16 protein-coding genes and 1 pseudogene are annotated in these 17,400 nt (G+C 75.4%); 9 read left to right on the forward strand and 8 right to left on the reverse strand.

Annotated features, from left to right (window positions below; translation table 11 throughout):
• Positions 1 to 25: 25 nt before the first annotated feature.
• A complete protein-coding gene (locus ACFPCY_RS07900; RefSeq protein ID WP_378252976.1) occupies positions 26 to 1,030 on the reverse strand; it encodes a ketopantoate reductase family protein in 1,005 nt (334 codons plus the stop codon).
• 235 nt (positions 1,031 to 1,265) lie between these two features.
• On the opposite strand from ACFPCY_RS07900, the gene ACFPCY_RS07905 reads away from it, so the two are divergent.
• From ACFPCY_RS07905 to ACFPCY_RS07915, 3 genes are read left to right on the forward strand one after another with little or no spacing between them, the layout of a single operon-like run.
• The gene (locus ACFPCY_RS07905) at positions 1,266 to 2,138 is read left to right on the forward strand and encodes an alpha/beta fold hydrolase (RefSeq protein ID WP_378252977.1); all 873 of its coding nucleotides are present in this window, start codon (positions 1,266 to 1,268) and stop codon (positions 2,136 to 2,138) included.
• 27 nt (positions 2,139 to 2,165) lie between these two features.
• On the forward strand, positions 2,166 to 5,726 hold the full coding sequence (locus ACFPCY_RS07910; RefSeq protein ID WP_378252978.1) for a BTAD domain-containing putative transcriptional regulator: 3,561 nt from the start codon (positions 2,166 to 2,168) through the stop codon (positions 5,724 to 5,726).
• Positions 5,723 to 6,769, forward strand: coding sequence for a lactonase family protein (locus tag ACFPCY_RS07915; RefSeq protein ID WP_378252979.1), 1,047 nt, complete (start codon positions 5,723 to 5,725; stop codon positions 6,767 to 6,769). Before ACFPCY_RS07910 ends, ACFPCY_RS07915 begins: the two co-directional genes overlap by 4 nt.
• 41 nt (positions 6,770 to 6,810) lie before the next feature.
• Here the strand turns inward: ACFPCY_RS07915 and ACFPCY_RS07920 are convergent, their stop codons facing one another.
• Entirely contained in the window at positions 6,811 to 7,968 is a 1,158-nt protein-coding gene (locus tag ACFPCY_RS07920; protein ID WP_378252980.1) for an FAD-dependent oxidoreductase, read from the reverse strand.
• Positions 7,969 to 8,030: 62 nt separating this feature from the next.
• On the opposite strand from ACFPCY_RS07920, the gene ACFPCY_RS07925 reads away from it, so the two are divergent.
• Entirely contained in the window at positions 8,031 to 8,483 is a 453-nt protein-coding gene (locus ACFPCY_RS07925; protein ID WP_378252981.1) for a MarR family winged helix-turn-helix transcriptional regulator, read from the forward strand.
• 21 nt (positions 8,484 to 8,504) lie between these two features.
• Positions 8,505 to 9,530, forward strand: coding sequence for a WD40 repeat domain-containing protein (locus tag ACFPCY_RS07930; protein ID WP_378252982.1), 1,026 nt, complete (start codon positions 8,505 to 8,507; stop codon positions 9,528 to 9,530).
• A gap of 16 nt (positions 9,531 to 9,546) precedes the next feature.
• Here the strand turns inward: ACFPCY_RS07930 and ACFPCY_RS07935 are convergent, their stop codons facing one another.
• Positions 9,547 to 9,741, reverse strand: a complete 195-nt coding sequence (locus tag ACFPCY_RS07935; RefSeq protein ID WP_378252983.1) for a hypothetical protein — start codon at positions 9,739 to 9,741, stop codon at positions 9,547 to 9,549.
• Positions 9,742 to 9,997: 256 nt separating this feature from the next.
• Here ACFPCY_RS07935 and ACFPCY_RS07940 point away from each other — a divergent pair.
• A pseudogene (locus ACFPCY_RS07940) lies at positions 9,998 to 10,042 on the forward strand (hypothetical protein); the annotation flags it as partial.
• A gap of 85 nt (positions 10,043 to 10,127) precedes the next feature.
• Entirely contained in the window at positions 10,128 to 10,517 is a 390-nt protein-coding gene (locus ACFPCY_RS07945) for a nuclear transport factor 2 family protein (RefSeq protein ID WP_378252984.1), read from the forward strand.
• Between the two features lie 52 nt (positions 10,518 to 10,569).
• Here the strand turns inward: ACFPCY_RS07945 and ACFPCY_RS07950 are convergent, their stop codons facing one another.
• The 3 genes from ACFPCY_RS07950 to ACFPCY_RS07960 all read right to left on the reverse strand — a co-directional run bounded on the left by ACFPCY_RS07950 (position 10,570) and on the right by ACFPCY_RS07960 (position 13,109).
• Positions 10,570 to 11,901, reverse strand: coding sequence for an MFS transporter (locus tag ACFPCY_RS07950; RefSeq protein ID WP_378252985.1), 1,332 nt, complete (start codon positions 11,899 to 11,901; stop codon positions 10,570 to 10,572).
• Positions 11,902 to 11,957: 56 nt separating this feature from the next.
• Positions 11,958 to 12,437, reverse strand: coding sequence for an RrF2 family transcriptional regulator (locus ACFPCY_RS07955; protein ID WP_378252986.1), 480 nt, complete (start codon positions 12,435 to 12,437; stop codon positions 11,958 to 11,960).
• A 63-nt stretch (positions 12,438 to 12,500) separates the two neighbouring features.
• A complete protein-coding gene (locus ACFPCY_RS07960; RefSeq protein WP_378252987.1) occupies positions 12,501 to 13,109 on the reverse strand; it encodes a TetR/AcrR family transcriptional regulator in 609 nt (202 codons plus the stop codon).
• 117 nt (positions 13,110 to 13,226) lie between these two features.
• Here ACFPCY_RS07960 and ACFPCY_RS07965 point away from each other — a divergent pair, with 117 nt between their 5' ends.
• Positions 13,227 to 14,219: an aldo/keto reductase gene (locus ACFPCY_RS07965; protein ID WP_378252988.1), complete on the forward strand. Its 993-nt coding sequence runs from the start codon at positions 13,227 to 13,229 to the stop codon at positions 14,217 to 14,219.
• Between the two features lie 55 nt (positions 14,220 to 14,274).
• The gene (gene selD / locus ACFPCY_RS07970; protein ID WP_378252989.1) at positions 14,275 to 15,333 is read left to right on the forward strand and encodes a selenide, water dikinase SelD; all 1,059 of its coding nucleotides are present in this window, start codon (positions 14,275 to 14,277) and stop codon (positions 15,331 to 15,333) included.
• Positions 15,334 to 15,344: 11 nt separating this feature from the next.
• On the opposite strand, the gene ACFPCY_RS07975 is transcribed toward selD, so the two are convergent.
• Both ACFPCY_RS07975 and ACFPCY_RS07980 read right to left on the reverse strand, forming a co-directional pair.
• Complete coding sequence (locus ACFPCY_RS07975) at positions 15,345 to 15,971, reverse strand: LuxR C-terminal-related transcriptional regulator (protein WP_378253769.1); 627 nt, start codon at positions 15,969 to 15,971, stop codon at positions 15,345 to 15,347.
• Positions 15,972 to 15,988: 17 nt separating this feature from the next.
• Entirely contained in the window at positions 15,989 to 17,278 is a 1,290-nt protein-coding gene (locus tag ACFPCY_RS07980; RefSeq protein WP_378252990.1) for a sensor histidine kinase, read from the reverse strand.
• Positions 17,279 to 17,400 lie beyond the last annotated feature (122 nt).

The following is a 17,400-nucleotide window of genomic DNA, read 5'->3' on the forward strand; positions in this document are numbered from 1 at the left end:
CACGTGAGGCGGCGCTTTCGGGCCGTCAGCCTCCGACCGTGAGGCGCTCGTGGGCCGCGATCCGGGCGACCAGCTCGTCGAGCGAGAGCTCGCCGGGAGCGCGGCCCAGCCGGGCGGACTCGTTCGCCGCGTCCTGGAGCGCCTCGTTGACCGGCGTCGGGACGCCGAGCGTGCGGCCCATCACGACGATCTCGCCGTTCAGGTAGTCGGTCTCGACGGACCCGCCGCGCCGGATGCTCTGCCACGACGAGTTCCGGCTCACCTGCTCGCCCTCGATCTCCCTCGTCTCCACCAGGGCACCGCGCAGCTCGGCGATGTCGGCGTCGTCCGCGCGGTCGATGCCCGCCGCGCGCAGGACGTGGTCGGCCTCCGCGCGGGCGCGCACGTGCAGCTCGGGGGAGGGCTCCCCGCACACCGCCTCGATCGCGTTTCCGAGGTTGCCGAGCAGCTTGAGGTACTTCCAGCGCGGCAGGTCCGGGACGGTCACGGCGCGGAACCTCGACGCCTCCAGGTCGGCCGCGATCCGCTCGGCCGTGTCGTCGATCCCGGACGGGTGCCGTCCGAGGACGAGCAGCCCGGTCAGCGGCGCGCCCGGCGCGACGATCTCGCCCGGCGTCAGGTACGTGGCGGGCAGCAGCACGAACGCCCCGTACACGCGCCGGAACCGGCGCAGCGCCATCACCTCGTTCGCCACGCCGTTCTGCGCGCAGAGGACCGGCAGGCGCTCGCCCGCCGTCCCGCCGCCGAGGACGGGACGTCCGCGCCAGGCGTCCAGCGCCGCGACGGTGTCCTGCGTCTTGACCGCGAGGACGAGCACGTCGTCCGGTGCCAGCCCGATCTCGGCCGGCCCGGAGACGACGGGCACGCGCAGCCGCGCCCGTCCCTCGGGCGTGACGAGGGTCAGCCCGTCCTCGCGCAGCACGCGGCCGTGCTCGCCGCGGGCGACCAGGACCACCTCGTGCCCGCCCTGGTGCAGCCGTCCTCCGAGCGAACCGCCGATCGCTCCCGCCCCGATGATCACGTAACGCATACCCCACCTCTTCCCTCCGCGCGGCGTGTGTAGCCCGGACCCCGCGAACCGAGCTCGACGACCCGGTTCGCCCCCGTCCGGCCGACGGCAGGCGGCGTCCCGCAGCCTGCCCGGAGGGGCCGGCACGGTGCCGATCACCGGGGTCCTGCGGTCGCTGATCGGGGACTGATCGGAGGCTGATCGGGGGCGCGCAGAGTGGGGGCGTCCGAGAGAACCGACCGAGAACGGGGACGACATGAAGATCGAGGGATTCGCGTACCGGCGCGTCCAGGTGGCCGACGGGGTGGCGCTGAACGCCGCCGTGGGCGGCTCGGGCAGCCCGGTCGTGCTCCTGCACGGCTTCCCGCAGACCCACCTGATGTGGCGGCACGTCGCCGCCGACCTCGCCGCGGACCACACCGTCATCGCGCCCGACCTGCGCGGGTACGGCGACAGCGACAAGCCCGCCGACCCGGACGGGACGGCCTACTCCAAGCGGACCATGGCCGCCGACATCGTGGCGCTCGCGCGCGAGCTGGGCCACGACCGGTTCGCGCTGGCCGGGCACGACCGCGGCGCGCTGGTCGCGATCCGCGCCGGGCTCGACCACCCGGACGCCGTGACCCACCTGGCGTCCCTGGACGTCCTGCCCACGCTCGACATGTGGGACGTGATGCACGGCGTCGGCGGCGCGATCGGGTTCCACCTGTACCTGATGGCGCAGCCGCCCGGCCTGCCCGAGCAGATGATCTCCGCCAGCGCGGACGCGTTCTTCGGCCACTTCCTGGACCTGTGGGCGAACAACCCGGATGCGATCCCGGCCGAGGCCCGCGCCGCCTACCTCAAGGCGAGCCGGGAGGCCGTCCCGTCCATCGTGGCCGACTACCGGGCCTCGGCGGGCGTGGACGTCGAGCACGACCGCGCCGACCGGGCGGCGGGCCGCACGCTCACCATGCCCGTGACCGTCCTGCAGCAGGACTGGGGCGCGGCGCTCGGCTTCGACGCCGCCGGGCTGTGGCGCGCCTGGGCCGGTGACCTGGACCACCGCACCGTCAGCTGCGGCCACTACATGGCCGAGGAGGCGCCCGCCGAGGTGACCAAGGCGCTGCGCGACCTGCTCGCCCGGTGACCGGCGCGCGTCGGTAGCGTGGTGGACGTGGGGGAGGCGACGTTCGGCGTGCTGGGGCCGCTGGCGGTGACCGACGCGGCCGGGCGGCCGGTCGAGGTCCGCGGCGCGCGGCCCCGGGCCGTCCTGGCCCGGCTGCTGGTCGCGGGCGGCCGGGCGGTCCCCGCGTCCACGCTGGTGGACGACCTGTGGGACGACCCGCCGGAGAAGGCGCTCGGCGCGGTGCAGACGTTCGTCGGCACGCTGCGCCGGGCGCTGGAGCCGGACCGTCCGCCGCGCACGCCGTCCCGGCTGCTGGTGACCGTGCCGTCCGGCTACGCGCTGCGGACCGCTCCGGGCGCGGTGGACGCCGCGCGGTTCCGCGAGGCGGTCTCGGCGTCCGCCGAACTCCTGGAGGCGGGCCGGGCCGAGGAGGCGCACGCCCGCCTGGACGAGGCGCTCGGCTGGTGGCGCGGCCCCGCCTACGCCGAGTTCGCCGACCGGGACTGGGCGCTCGCCGAGATCACCAGGCTGACCGAGCTGCGGCTGCTCGCGGTCGAGCGCCGCGCCCGCGCCGCGCTCGACCTCGGCCGCGCGGCCGGGACCGTCCCCGACCTGGAGGCGCACACCGCCGCGCACCCCCTCCGCGAGGACGCGTGGGCGCTCCTGGCCCTCGCCCTGTACCGCTCGGGACGGCAGGGCGACGCCCTCGGCGCCCTTCGCCGCGCCCGCACCGTCCTCCGGGAGGAGCTCGGCCTGGACCCGGGGGAGTCCCTGCGCCGCCTGGAGGCCGACATCCTCGCCCAAACCCCCGCCCTCGCCCCCGCGCGACCGCAGACCTCCTTGGAGCGCCGGGCGGTCCCGCGGGACGCGTTCGTCGGACGGGCCCACGAGCTGGACGCGCTCGAGAAGGCGGCTTCGGACGGGCGGCTCGCGCTGGTGTCGGGCGGCGCCGGGACGGGGAAGACGGCGCTGACCCGCGTGCTGGCCGAGCGGCTCGCGGCCCGTGGCTGGACGACGGCGCGCGGTGCCGCGCCCGAGGTTCCCGGCGCTCCCGGCGGCTGGCCGTGGCAGCAGATCGTCCGGGACCTGGTCGCGGCGGGCCACGAGCCGCCGCCCGAGCCCCGCAGCGACGCGGCCGACCCGCTGCGGGCGCGGTTCCTGCGGCACCGCGCGATCGCCGGGTACCTGGCGGGGCTGGCCGCCGAGCGTCCCCTCCTGCTCGTCTTCGACGACCTGCACTGGACCGACGAGGAGACCCTCGCGCTCCTGACCACCCTCGCGACCGGCGGCGACACCGCCCGCATCCCGATGGTCGGGACGTTCCGGGCGGGCGAGATCCCCGGCGCGCTCGCCGAGACCCTGGCCCGCCTCGCCCGCGCCGAGCCCGCCCGGATCTACCTCGGCGGGCTGGACGGGTCCGACACGGACCGGCTCGTCCGCGCGCTCACCCCGAGCCCCATCCCGGACGAAGCGGTCGAAATCGTGCGCCGGCGGAGCGGCGGAAACCCGTTCTTCGTGCGCGAACTCGTCCGCCTGTGGGAGTCGGACGGGACGCTCGACCAGGTGCCCGCCGGGGTCCGCGACGTCCTCCGGCACCGCTTCGAGGGCCTGCCCGACCCGACGCGCGCGGTGCTCAACCGCGCGGCCGTCCTGGGCGACGACATCGACACCGACCTGCTCATCGCCCTCACCGGCGACGAGGAACGAACCCTCGACGCGATCGAGCAAGGCCTACGCGCGGACTTCCTCACCGAACCCGCCTCCGGCGTCGGCGACACCGCGCCCGGCGGCGGAAGCACGCGCGGCGGAAGCGCGCACGGCGGAAGCGCGCACGGCGGAAGCGCGCGCGGGAGGCTGGCGTTCGCGCATCCGTTGATTCGGGAGACGCTTTACTCCGGTTTGCCTGATGTGCGGCGCGTTCGGTGGCATGCGCGCGTCGCCGAGCTGATCGAGCGGGACCGTCCGGACGATGTGGAGGCCATCGCGCACCACCTGGTGCGCGGCCCCGGCGGGCCGTCCGCCGCCCGTTACGCCCGCGCCGCCGCCGAACGCGCCGAACGGCGCGTCGAACCGCGCAGCGCGCTCCGCTGGTGGCGCGCCGCCCTCGCCCACGCCCTCGCCCACGCGGATGGCCCCGCCCCCGCACACGCCCCCCGCCACGCAGACGCCCCCGCCCACGCGCACGCCCTCGGCCACGCAAGCTCTCTCGGCTGCGCGGATGGCCCCGCCCGCGGTGATGGCCCCGCCCGCGCGGATGGCCCCGCCCGCGCGGATGGCCCCGCCCCCGCACACGCCCCCCGCCACGCAGACGCCTCCGCCCGCCCAGATGGCCCCGCCCGCGCGAATGGCTCCGTTCGCGGTGATGGTGACGCTCGGGCGGAGGGTGGCGCTCGGGCGGAGGGTGGCGCTCGGGCGGAGGGTGGTGCGCGCGCGGAGGGTGGTGCGCGCGCGGAGGGTGGTGCGCGCGCGGAGGGGGTTGAGGCGCGGGAGTTGTTGGAGATCCGGATGGGGCTCGGGCGGGCGCTGGCGCTCACCGGGGACCTGGCGGGCGCCCGGCGGGAGCGGGCCGCCGCGCTCGCCGCCGCGGAGGAGCCGGCCGACCCGCTGCTCGCCGCGCGCGTGCTCGGCGCGTTCGACCTGCCCGCGAACTGGACGTCCAGCGACGACCCCGGGCTCGCCGCGCGGACGGCCGCGACCGCCGAACGCCTGCTCGCCGCCCTCCCCGCCGGCCGTCCGGCCGAGCGCGCCCGGCTGCTCGCGACCATCGGCATGGAGCTGCGCGCCGACCCCGCCGGACGCGGCGACGCGGCGGCCCGCGAGGCCGAGCGGCTCGCCCGCTCGGTCGCCGACCCGCCGCTGCTGGCGTTCGCGCTCAACGCCCGCTACCTGCAGACCTTCCAGCGCGCGGGCCTCGCGGACGACCGCGCGGAGATCGCCGACGAGCTGCTGGCGCACGCGCGCGAGCACGGTCTTGTCCCCTACGAGATCCTCGCGCACCTCATCCTCGTCCAGTCGCGGTCGGCGCTCGCGGACTTCGCCGCCGCGGACCGGCACGCCGACGCCGCCGACGCGCTCGCCGACCGCTACGACCTGCCGCTTCCCGGGGTCTTCACCGACTGGTACCGGGCGCTGCGGCTGGCCGAGTCCGGATCGCCGGACGCCGAGAACGCCTACCGCCGCGCCGCCGCCCGCCTGGACGGCACCGGCATGAGCGGCGTGGAACGCGGCCTGCTCCCGCTCGCCCTGCTCGGGCTGCGAATGCGAACGGGCGCGGACGCCGCCGACCTCGCCGACCTGGACTGGGGTCCCTACGAACCCTGGGCGAGGCCGCTGCTCCTGCTCCTCGCGGGCCGCCGCGGCGAGGCCGCCCGCGCCGCCCGCGACATCCCGCCGTCGCCGCGCGACCTGCTCTTCGAGGCGCGCACGGCCCTGCACGCCGAGATCGCCCTGCGCCTGGACGACCGGGACGCGATGCGCCGCGTCCGCGACGACCTCCGGCCCGCCGCCGGGGAGATCGCCGGGGCCGGGACCGGCATGCTCACCTTCGGCCCGGTCACGACGTACCTCCACCGGCTGGACCGCGCACTAGGGCAGGATCGGACACCGTGAACGACGTATCGCAGACCTCCGGCCGCCTCATCATCGGCAGCTCCGGGCCCGTTCCGGGCGTGGCCCTGCACAGCGCCCGGTACGACGCGTCCGGGACGCTGGCGATCGAGCGGTCGCTGCCGCTCGCCGAGCCGTCCTATGTCGCCTTCGACCCGTGCCACGCGATGCTGCACGCCGTCCTGGAGGAGGACATCGGACGCGTCGCCTCGATCCCGCTGGATCTGGGCGAGCAGCGCGCGGAGGCGGCGAGCGGGGGAGCGCTGCCGTGCCACGTGGCCGTCCACCCCGACGCGCCCTACGTCTTCGTCGCGAACTACGGTGACGGCGTCCTGTCCGTCCTGCCGACCGGCGAGGACGGGCGGATCACCTCGTCCTCGCCCGTCCAGGCCGTCGGCCACGAGTCCGGCTCGCACGCGCACATGGCCGCGATCTCCCCGGACGGGCGCTTCGTCCTGTGCACCGACCTGGGCGCGGACCGGGTCCACGTCTACGCGTTCGACACCGTCTCCGGCCGGCTCGACCTGCACGGCACCGTCGCGGTCCCGGACGGCCGGGGCCCGCGCCACCTGGTCTTCCACCCGTCCGGGCGGCACGCGTACCTGATCAACGAGCTGTCCTGCACGCTCATCGCCTGCGCCTGGGACGCGGCGTCCGGCCGCCTGGAACCCGGCGCGGAGGTCCCGACCCGGCGCGACGCCGGGAGCCCCGTCGCCAACTTCTCCGCCGCCGTCCGGGTGTCGCCGGACGGCCGGCACGTCTACAGCACCGACCGGGGCGACGACGCCATCGCCGTCCACGCCGTGACCGGCGGCGGTGCGGCGCTGGAACGCGTCGAGGTCGTCGCCTGCGGCGGCGCCTGGCCGCGGGACATCGCCCTGACGCCGGACGGCCGCCTGCTCTTCTGCGCCAACCAGCGCTCCCACACCGTCACCGCCTTCCACCGGGACCCCGAGACCGGCCGCCTGGCCGCCGCCGCCACCGCGCTCGCGGTCCCCGCCCCGTCCGCGCTCCTGCCGCTCCACCTCGCGCCGGCCCCGCTCTAGCCTTCGCTCCAGGTTGCGCGGACCCTGTTTCAGGCCGCGTTTCAGGCCGCTCCTGACGGAACCTGATCCCTGGTCGGCAGCGGCCCCTCGGTGAGGCGGTTGCTGAAGCGGGCCAGCATGCCGGTCTGCGCCGTCTCGGGGATGCGGCGCCCGATGAAGGGCGGGATGCGCCAGTTGGCCGGGTTGCGCTTGGCCATCCGCGAGACGAGGTTCACGTGCGGGTAGCGGGCGCGCTCGTAGGCGCGGAGCCGGTCGCTCACCGTCCGGCTCTCGTCGGCGAGTTCGCGGCCGAGGACCCAGGCGTCCTCGAAGGTCTGGTTCGCGCCCTGGCCGAGGGTGGGCGGCATGGTGTGGGCGGAGTCGCCGAGGAGGGTGACGCGGCCCTCGCCCCAGACGCGGCGGACCTTGTTCCAGCGGTGGCCGAAGAAGTCCAGGTCGTCCTCGGTCGCGGCGGCGAGGACCTCGGGCACCGGGTAGGCCCAGTGGCCGAAGCGCTCGCGCAGCATCTCCAGCGGCGCGTCCGGGCGCGGGTCGGACGGCTTCCAGCGGACGTCGAACCACCACTGGAGCAGCCCCGGACCCGCCGGGATGAGCCCGCACGCCCCCTCCTTCCCGGTGATCATGTAGTGCAGGGTCGTGTCGGTGATGTCGATGTCGATCGGGCTGAGCCCCTGCCACGTCCCGAACGACGCGGGGCGGACGCTGCCGTCGCCCCACAGTTGGCGGCGGACGACCGAGTGCACGCCGTCCGCGCCCACGAGCAGGTCGCCCGTGGCGGACGTGCCGTCCTCGAAGAAGGCCGTGACGCTCTCGGCGTCCTGCTCGACGCGGACGCACGGCATGCCGTAGCGGACGAGGCCGTCCGGGAGGCCGTCGGACAGCAGGTCCACGATCTGGCGGCGCGAGATCGAGCGGGTGGGGAAACCGTAGGTCTCGGCCGCGTGGGCGAGGTTCATGGTGGTGCGCGGCCGGCCGTCCGCGGTGCGCGCGTCGATCCGGTCGATGAGCCCGCCGACGCCGTCCAGGCTGATGCCGAGGTCGCTCAGCACGGCCGCGCCGTTGCCGAAGATGGTGAGCGCGGCGCCGCCCGTCCGGGGGACGGCGGCCCGCTCGAAGACCCGCACCCGGTGCCCGTCCGCCAGCAGCCGCCGGGCCGCGGCCAGCCCGCCCACGCCCGCGCCGATCACGATGACGTCCATAATCTTCTCCCATCGGAGTATCTCCACTTCGAAGATACATCGGAAAGCAGTAGAGTGGAACGGTGCCCGACAACAATCCGGCGGCGGACCTGTACCGCGAGTTCGTGATCTCGTTCATGCTGCACAACCAGGCGGTCGCCGACCGGCTCGGCCTCCAGACCGTGGACGTCGCCGCGCTGATCCTGATGGAGATGCGCGGGCCGCTCCCGGTCGGCGCGATCTCCGCCGGGCTCGACCTGCCGTCGGCGTCGGCGACCCGGCTCGTCGACCGGCTGGAGCGGGGCGGCTACGTCCGCCGGACGCGCAGCCCCCACGACCGGCGCGCGGTCATCGTCGAACCGGTCGAGGAGGGGATGGCGGGCTACTACGCCGCCGCCGCGACGTCCCAGCGCCACCTGGAGAAGGTGGCGGAGCGCTTCGGGTCCGAGCAGGCCGCGCTGATGCTGGAGATGTTCACCCACGTCGCCGCCGCCTACCGCGACGCGACGCAGGAACTGCGGGAGAAACCGGCCTGAGCCGGCGGCATACTGCTCGAAGTGACCTTCTCGGGTGAGGTGCTGCTCCGGCGCGACTGGCCGGTGCTCCAGGTGGCGTTCAACACGGCCGGCCGGGCGCTGGCGATCGTCCCCGCGCGGGGAAACGCGCAGTTGTGGGACGCGGCGAAGCGCGAACCCGTCGCCGGCGCCTCGCAACGGCATGTCAGCCGGCGGAAACGTCGCCAGAAGCGCCGCGGCCGGAGCCCGCTCGACGCCCGCCACGTCGAGATCGCCGAGTGCGCCGCCTTCAGCCCCGACGGCCGTACGCTCGCGGTCGGCGGCTACTACGCCAACAGCATCGGCGATCCGTTCCCGCCGGTCTGGGTCGTCAGCCTCCGCGACGCCCGAACCGGCGCGTTCGTCGGCGAGCCCTTCGTGGACGAGATCCCCATGCCCATGTCCGCGGGCCACACCGAGGAGCTCACCTGCATCGCGTTCTCGCCGGACGGAGAGGTCGTCGCCACCGCGAGCCTCGACGGAACCGTGCGGCTCTGGGACGTCGCGACCGGTCGTCCCGGCGGGCGGCTCCACGTCGGAGGCGAGGAGGCGTACGCGTGCGCGTTCAGCCCGGACGGACGGCTGCTCGCCACGGCGACCCGCGCCTACGCCGAAGGACGCGTCGAGTTCTGGACGCCGGACGCGCGCTCGGAGCGCGGCGAACCCCTCGAAGAGCTGAGCGAGGCCGTTTATGGCCTCGCCTTCAGCCCCGACGGCCGCGTGCTGGCCACCGCCGACGACGACGGCGTCCGGCTCTGGGACGTCGCCGCTCGCGAACCGCTCGGCGGCCCGCTGACCGGTTCGTCCGCCCGCGGCCTGGCGTTCAGCCCGGACGGCCGCACTCTTGCCGCCGCCGGCGCGGACGGCACGATCCGCCTCTGGGACGCGTCCGACCGTCGCCCGCTCGGCGACCCCCTGAGCGGGCACGTCGGCCCGGTCAACAGCGTCTCCTTCAGCGCGGACGGCCTCCTGCTCGCCTCCGCCGGCGACGACGGCACCGCGCGCCTCTGGGACGCGCCCGCCTTCTAGCCGGCCGCCCAGGGCCTCAGGCAAGGCGGACGGCGGTCACCTCGATCTCCAGGTCCACCGCCGAGCGGACGAAGAGCCTGGACAGGGCGTTCTGGTTCGCGCCCCACTCATGCCGGTCGATCGTCTTGCGGGCCTCGGCCGATCCGCGTGCACCCGGCGTCCGGGGGACGTAGTCGCCGGTCAGGTCGCCGAGCCTGGTCAGGGTGGTCATGCTGGGTCACTCCCGAGATCGTGGGGTCGTTCGCCGGTACGACGGCGCGGCCCGGCGGAACGTGAGGCGGCGCCTCGACGTGCTCGGCTCGGCGCGGGTGCGGCGCGAGAGCTATGTCGGCGAGTGGCTGCCCGAGCCGGTGCCGGGGCGCTCGGCGTGGCTGGACGACCGGCCGGGGGACGGCACCGCCGACCCGGCCGACCGCGTCACCCTGGACGAGTCGATCACCATGGCGTTCCTGGTCGTCCTGGAGGCGATGACCCCGGCCGAGCGGGTGGCGTTCGTCCTGCACGACGTCTTCCGCTACCCGTTCGCCGAGGTCGCGGACATCGTCGGCCGGAGCCCGGCGGCGTGCCGCCGGCTCGCGGGCCTCCGCGCGCCGCCGCGTGGACGCCTCGCGCGCCCCGGCGGTCCCGGCGGCGGCGAGCGCGGGGATCGTCCGCGAGTTCCGGCGGGCGTGGGAGGCCAAGGACATCGACGCGCTCCTGGCCGTCCTCGCCCCGGACGCGGTGGCGGTCGGCGACGGCGGCGGCGTCGTCACCGCCCTGCCGGAGCCCGTCGCGGGCGCCGGGCCGATCGCGCGCTTCCTGGTGGACCTGATCAGCCGGGCGCCCGGGATGGAACTGGTCGAGGAGACGGTCAACGCGCAGCCCGGCCTGGTCGTCCGGTACGAGGGCGGCATCGCCGCGGTGTTCGCGTTCGCCTTCGAGGACGGCCGCGTCAAGCGCTTCTGGGGCGTCCGGAATCCGGAGAAGCTCCGCCCCTGGACGGACTGACCGCCGCGGGGCCCTGCCCGGCTGCGGGGGCGTGCCCGGCCGCAGGGCCGTGTCAGGTCGCGCGGCCGTGCCGCCGGGTGGCGTGCAGGTACGGCAGGCACAGCAGGGCCAGGACGGCGCAGACCGCGAGCGCCGGGGCCGCGCCGATCGGCAGCAGCAGCCCGCCGAGCGCGGTGCCCAGGGCGATCCCGCCGTACAGGGCGGCGGCGTTCAGCCCGATGACGACGGCGGTCTCCTGCGGAGCGGCGTTGATCAGGCGGACCTGCTGGGCCGGGGTCTGGAACCAGGTGGCGGCGCCCCACGCGACCATCAGGACGGCCGTCAGCGGTGTCCAGTGGACGCCCGCGTAGGCGGCGAAGGCGAACGCGGCCATGGTGACGGTGAGCCCGGTGAAGCCGACGGCCTGGACGCGGACGGCCCCGTGCCGGTCGACCTTCGCGCCGGACAGCAGGTTCCCGGCCACCGCGCCGACGCCGTACAGGAACAGCAGCCACGCCTCCTCACCGGGGCCGGTGCCCAGCGCCCGCAGGACAGGCACCGCGAACGCGTAGAGCCCGTATCCGGCGGCGATGCCCGCGACGGTCAGCGGCAGGATCGCGAGGACTCCGGGCTCCCGCAGCGCGCCGACGCGCCGGCGCAGCGGGATGGGCGGGGCGCCGGGCAGGGCGGGCATGACCGCGAGGACGCCCACCGCCGCGACCGCGCACAGCGCGGCGACCGAGCCGAGCGTCGCGCGCCAGTCCAGGGCGCGTTCGGCGAGGTTGCCGAGCGGGACGCCGAGGGCCGTGGCCATCGTCAGGCCGCCGATCACCACGGCCAGCGCGCGGGCCCGCTGGGCGGCCGTGACCAGCGACGACGCGACCGCGCCCGCGTTCGGGGTGAACGCCGCGGCGCCGGCGGCGGCGAGCACGCGGGTGGCCATCAGCGTCGCGAAGTCCGGCGCGAGCGCCGAGCCCAGGTTGGCCACCGCGAGGACGCCGAGCGCGCCGACCAGCAGTGCCCGGCGCGGCACCCGCGCCAGCAGCGTGGCGAGGATCGGGGACAGCACCGCGTAGGTGATCGCGAAGACCGTCGCCGACTGGCCGGCGGCCGACTCCGAGACGTGGAGCGAGCGGGCCATCGCGGGCAGGAATCCGGCCACGACGTAGGCGTCCGTCCCGACCGCGAACGTGCCGAGCGCGAGGATCGCCGTCGCGCCGAGTCCGCGCGGCGCGACCTGGCCCGCGTCCGCCGAAGACGTGCCCTGCGGCGGGCCTCCCGGAGACGTGCTTTGCGCCGCGCCTGCCGAAGGCGGGCCCGACGCCGCGGCGGCCCGAGACGCGGCCTTTGCCGCGCCTGCCGCGTGCGTGGTCGCTCGGGGACGAGCTATCGGGATATTCGACATCCCTGTTCCTTCCGAAAGCGAGGGACCCGGCTCGCGGGTCCGGGGGACGGGGCGGGTCAGCCGGTCATGCGGAGGTAGTTGCGACGGGTGCGTTCGGCGCCCTGCGGGCTCCGCTCCATCAGGTCGGCGACGGTGTGGGAGGCGAGTTCGCGCCGCCAGGCGAGCTCGGCGCGCCGCATCACCGACGAGATGCCGCAGGGCTTCGCGAACTCCGACGGCGCGGCGCCCTCACCGCCCGCGCCCTTCTGCCGCACCTCGGTGCAGCAGAACAGGTCGAGGCCGTCCTCCAAGGCGGCGACGACCTCCATCACGGTGATCTTCTCAGGCGGCCGGGCCAGCGACCAGCCGCCGCGCACGCCGGGCGCGGAGGTGAGGATCCCCGCCCGGGCCAGCGCCTGGAGGCGCTTCTTCAGATACTCCTGCGGAAGGTCGAACCAGAGCGCCAGCCGCCTGATCGAGACCGGGGCCCGGTCGTCCAGCCAGCCCAGGGTCACGCAGCAGTGCAGGCCCCACTCGACGCCCTCGCTCATCCGCATAACCGGGACTATACACGTCCCGGTTCGCGCGGGGAAGCCGCGACGGGTGGGATCCGTCGCGGCTCAGAGGTGGTCGGGAGTGGGCGTGCCGGTGCCGCGGAGGAGCGTGTCGACGACGAGAGTGGCCATGGCGTCGGTGCCGTCGGCGTCCGTCCGGTGCAGGTCGGCCTGGTGGATGAGGGCGTAGTAGACGCGTCGGGCCCACGCGATGTCCACGTCGGCGCGGAGCACGCCCGCGTCCCGGGCGCGGCGGAGCATCCGCTCGCAGGTCTCGCGGATCTCGGCGTGCACGCGCGCCACCTCGGGATCGGACGAGGACGCCCGGCTCATCGCGAAGCCCCAGCCGATCTTCACGCCGAGCACGTTCACGGTGGTCTGGTAGAGCGCGACCAGCGGCGGCGCGGTGTCCGGACGCGCGGCCTCGACGGCGTCGGCGAAGCGCCGGGTCGCCCACAGCGCGAGCGCGTCGATGAGCGCCTCGCGGGTCGCGAACCGCCGGTGGACGGTGGTGCGGGCCACCCCGGCGGCCTCGGCGATCTGCTCCATCGTGGCGGACGGGTCGGCGCCGAGCGTGCGCTCGGCCGCCTCCAGGATCGCGGTCACCGTCCGCTCGGCGTCCGCGCGGAGCGGACGTCCGCCCGCGCCCTTGCTCGCCTGCCGCTGCGTCGTCATGGCCAAAGTATACGGATGAGTCGTGGTTCACGCTCTACTTGCAACACTCATGTTGCAAGTTGTAGCTTCATCGCGTCGCCGCTGATGCGGCTCATGACCTCTCGAAAGGTGGAAACGATGGAGTACACGCGTCTCGGCCGCAGCGGCCTCTCGGTGTCCCGGCTCGTCCTCGGCACCATGAACTTCGGCGCGGAGGCGTCCGAGGAGGACAGCCGGGCGATCATGGACGCCGCGCACGAGCACGGGATCAACTTCTTCGACACCGCGAACGTGTACGGCCGCGCGCTCGGCGAGGGCGTCACCGAGCAGATCATCGGACGCTGGTTCGCGCAGGGCGGCGGACGGCGCGAGAGGACCGTCCTCGCGACCAAGGTGTTCATGGAGATGGGGAAGGGCCCGAACGAGAGCGGCCTGTCGGCGCTGCACATCCGGCGCGCGGTCGAGGGCTCCCTGAAGCGGCTGCAGACCGACTACATCGACCTGTACCAGATGCACCACATCGACCGGACGACTCCGTGGGAGGAGATCTGGGAGGCGTTCTCCGTCCTGCGCCAGCAGGGCAAGGTGCTGTACTTCGGGTCGTCCAACTTCGCCGGCTGGAACATCGCGCAGGCGCAGGAGGCCGCCCGGACGCGGCACTTCCTCGGCCTGGTCAGCGAGCAGTCGATCTACAACCTGATGACGCGCTGGATCGAGCTGGAGGTGCTGCCCGCCGCGCGGCACTACGGGCTGGGCGTGATCCCGTGGTCGCCGCTGCACGGCGGCCTGCTCAGCGGCGTGCTGCGCAAGCAGCGCGAGGGCGTCGCCGCGCGCAGCGGCAAGGGCGTGTGGGCCGAGACGCTCGCCGACCACCGCGACACCATCGCCGCCTACGAGAAGCTGTGCGCCGGCCTCGGCGAGGACCCTGCGCACGTCGGCCTGGCGTGGCTCCTCGCGCAGGACGGCGTCACCGGCCCGATCATCGGCCCCCGGACGACCGCGCAGCTCGACGGCTCGCTGCGCGCCCTCGACCTCACCCTCGACGCCGGCACACTCGCCGAGCTCGACGGGCTGTTCCCGCCGCCCGCGCCGAACGGGGCCAAGCCCGCGCCCGAGGCGTACGCGTGGTAGCGAGGTAGCGTCGTGGGGCAGGGCTCCACCGGGCAAAAGTTGCGGAGGAAGACGCATGGGCGCACCCGCCGAGCAGACCGTCCGGCTCACCGCGCTGTCGCCGGGCGCGGGGTGCGCCTGCAAGCTCCCGGCCGCGAAGCTGGAGGGGCTGTTCGCGGCGCTCGGCCCGGCCGTCGCGCCGGCGTCCGGCGATCTGCTCGTGGGCGCGGCCGAGGGCGACGACGCGGCCGTGCTGCGGCTGGACGACGAGCGCGCGCTCGTCCTGACCACCGACTTCTTCACCCCGATCGTGGACGACCCGTACGACTGGGGACGCGTCGCCGCGACCAACGCGCTCTCCGACGTGTACGCGATGGGCGGCCGTCCGCTGATCGCGGTGAACCTCGCCGCCTGGCCGGGCGACGACCTTCCCGTGGAGCTGCTCGGGGAGGTGCTGCGCGGTGGCGCGGACGCGGCGGCGGCCGGGGGCTGCGTCGTCGTCGGCGGCCACACCATCAGCGACCCGGTGCCGAAGTACGGCATGGCGGTGGTCGGCATGGCCGATCCCGGCCGCCTGTTCGCGATCGACCGGGTGGCCGCCGGGGACCACCTCGTCCTCACCAAGGCGGTCGGGACGGGCGTGGTCTCGACGGCCGTCAAGCGCGGCGCGGCGTCGCCCGAGGTCGTCGCGGCGGCGGTGGCGTCGATGACCACGCTCAACGCGTCCGCCTCGGAGGCCGCGCTCGCCGCCGGGGTCCGCGCGGCGACCGACGTCACCGGCTTCGGGCTGCTCGGCCACCTGCACCGCATGGCCCGCGCGGGCGGCCTGGCCGCCGAGATCGACGCGTCCGCCGTGCCGCTGCTGCCCGGCGCCCTGGACCTGGCCGCCGCCGGTCTCGTCCCGGGCGGGACGCGCGCTAACACGAGCCATCTCGCCGGCGCCGTCACCGTCGCGGACACCGTTCCGCCCGAGCTGGCCGTCCTGCTGCACGACGCGCAGACTTCGGGCGGTCTGCTGCTCGCCGTCCCGGACGATCCCGCCGACCTCGTGAGCGCACTCCGGGCGCACGGCCTCCCCGCGGCCGTCGTCGGCCGGGCGATCGAGGGCGAACCCGGCCACATCGCCGTCCGCTGACGGACGGAGCCCTACGCGTGTCGCCCGGAGCGGAGATAGGCCAGGACGGCGTGGACGCGGCGGTGGACGTCCTCGTCCGGGGGCAGGTCCAGCTTGGCGAGGATGCCGCGGATGTGCTTGGCCACCGACGCGTCGCTGACGGTCAGGGCGCGGGCGATCGCGGCGTTCGAGCGGCCCTCGGCCATCAGGCCGAGGACCTCGCGCTCGCGGGCGGTCAGCGCGTTGAGCGGGTCGCGGCGGTGCAGCAGGAGGCGGCGGACGACCTCCGGGTCCACGGCGGTGCCGCCCGCCGCGACCCGCGCGACCGCCTCGGCGAACTCCTCGACGTCGCCGAGGCGGTCCTTGAGCAGGTAGCCGACGCCCGCGCCGCCGTGCGACGCCAGCAGCTCGGCGGCCGAGTCGCGCTCGACGTACTGGCTGAGCACGAGCACCGGCAGTTCGGGCCGCGACGCGCGCAGCTCCAGCGCCGCCTTCAGCCCCTCGTTCGAGAACCCCGGCGGCATCCGGACGTCGGTGACCACCAGGTCGGGGTCGTGCTCGGCGACGGCCCGGATCAGCGCGGGGGCGTCGTCCACCGCCGCGACCGTGCGGTGCCCGAAACGCCGGAACAGTCCGGGAAGGCCCTCGCGCAGGAGCATGCCGTCCTCGGCGAGGACTATCCGGAGTGGTCGGTCGGCGCACACGGAAGCTCCACGCGAAGCACGGTCGGTCCCCCTGGAGGGCTGGACAGCGACAGCCTCCCATCGACGGCGGCGACGCGCGCGGCGAGGCCCGCCAGGCCGGTCCCGTCCGCCGGATCGGCCCCGCCGACGCCGTCGTCGCGGATCTCCAGCTCCAGGACGTCCGCCACGACGCCGCCCCGGACGGTCGCCGCGCCGGCCTCGCTGTGCTTGGCGACGTTGGCGAGCGCCTCGCTGACCACGAAGTACGCGGTGCCCTCCACGGCGGGCGGGAGGCGTCCGGGCAGGTCCAAATCCACGCGGACGGGCACGGGCGAGCAGTCGGCCGCGTCCTCGACGGCGGCGAGCAGCCCGCGGTCGCTGAGCACGCCGGGATGGACGCCCCGGATCAGCCGCCGCAGCTCGTCCAGCACCAGCTTGGACTCCCGGTGCGCCTGTTCGACCAGCGCGGACGCCTCGTCGCCACCGCTGATCCGCGCCAGCCCGAGCGTCATGGTCAGCGCGACGAGCCGCTGCTGCGCGCCGTCGTGCAGGTCGCGCTCGATGCGCCGCCGCTCGACCTCGAAGGCGTCCACCAGGTCCGACCTCGACCGCGCGACGCGCGCGAGCTCCCGTCCCAGCTCGTTCTCGCGCGTCGCCAGCAGCGCCCGCGCGACCGTCCCGCGCGCGGCGGCCACCACCGTCAGGACGTATCCGGCGACCGGCAGCAGGAGCACGCCCACCGGCACCAGCGCCCACGCCTGCGCGGCCCCGGTCACCGGGACGAGCTTCAAGACCACGATCCGGTCGTCGCCGGGATCGGCGAACGACCACGCGTACGGCGCGGAGAGGCACGCGCACGGCATGAGCAGCGCCAGTCCCAGCACCGCCAGGTCGAACGGCCACAGGACGGTCGTCAGAAGCAACGCGTAAGCGAGTTCCCGCCACGTCGCCTGCTCCTGGTACCGGAACGTCACCCACGCGCGCACGCCCGGACGCGGCGGGCGCGCGTGCCCGCCCCGAGCCGGTCGCGGGTCCACGAGCCGCAGCCGCCTCCGTTCCAGCGCGGCCAGCGGAACGCCGCACAGGCCCAGCGCCACGAGAACTGGGATGCCCACGACGACGACCGAACCGACCGTCCCGAGCACGAACAGCGGCAGCAGGACGAGCAGCGCCGCGAACCCGAGGGCCGCGCCGCCGGCCAGGTACGCCGCCGACCGCCACGGCACGCCCGTCAGCAGGAGACGCCGCCCGGTCAGTGCCCGCCAGGCCGTCGCGCTCGCCATGCGGTCACCGTACGGCAGACCGGCGAACGGACCGAACGGACGCCCCGGAAGGTAGCGCCTGCGCTACCACGAAAGGTGGCACTGGCGGCGATGTGCCGCACCCCCGCCGCCCGGTTGACTCC

Source organism: Actinomadura gamaensis, assembly GCF_042652125.1.
GTDB lineage: Bacteria > Actinomycetota > Actinomycetes > Streptosporangiales > Streptosporangiaceae > Spirillospora > Spirillospora gamaensis.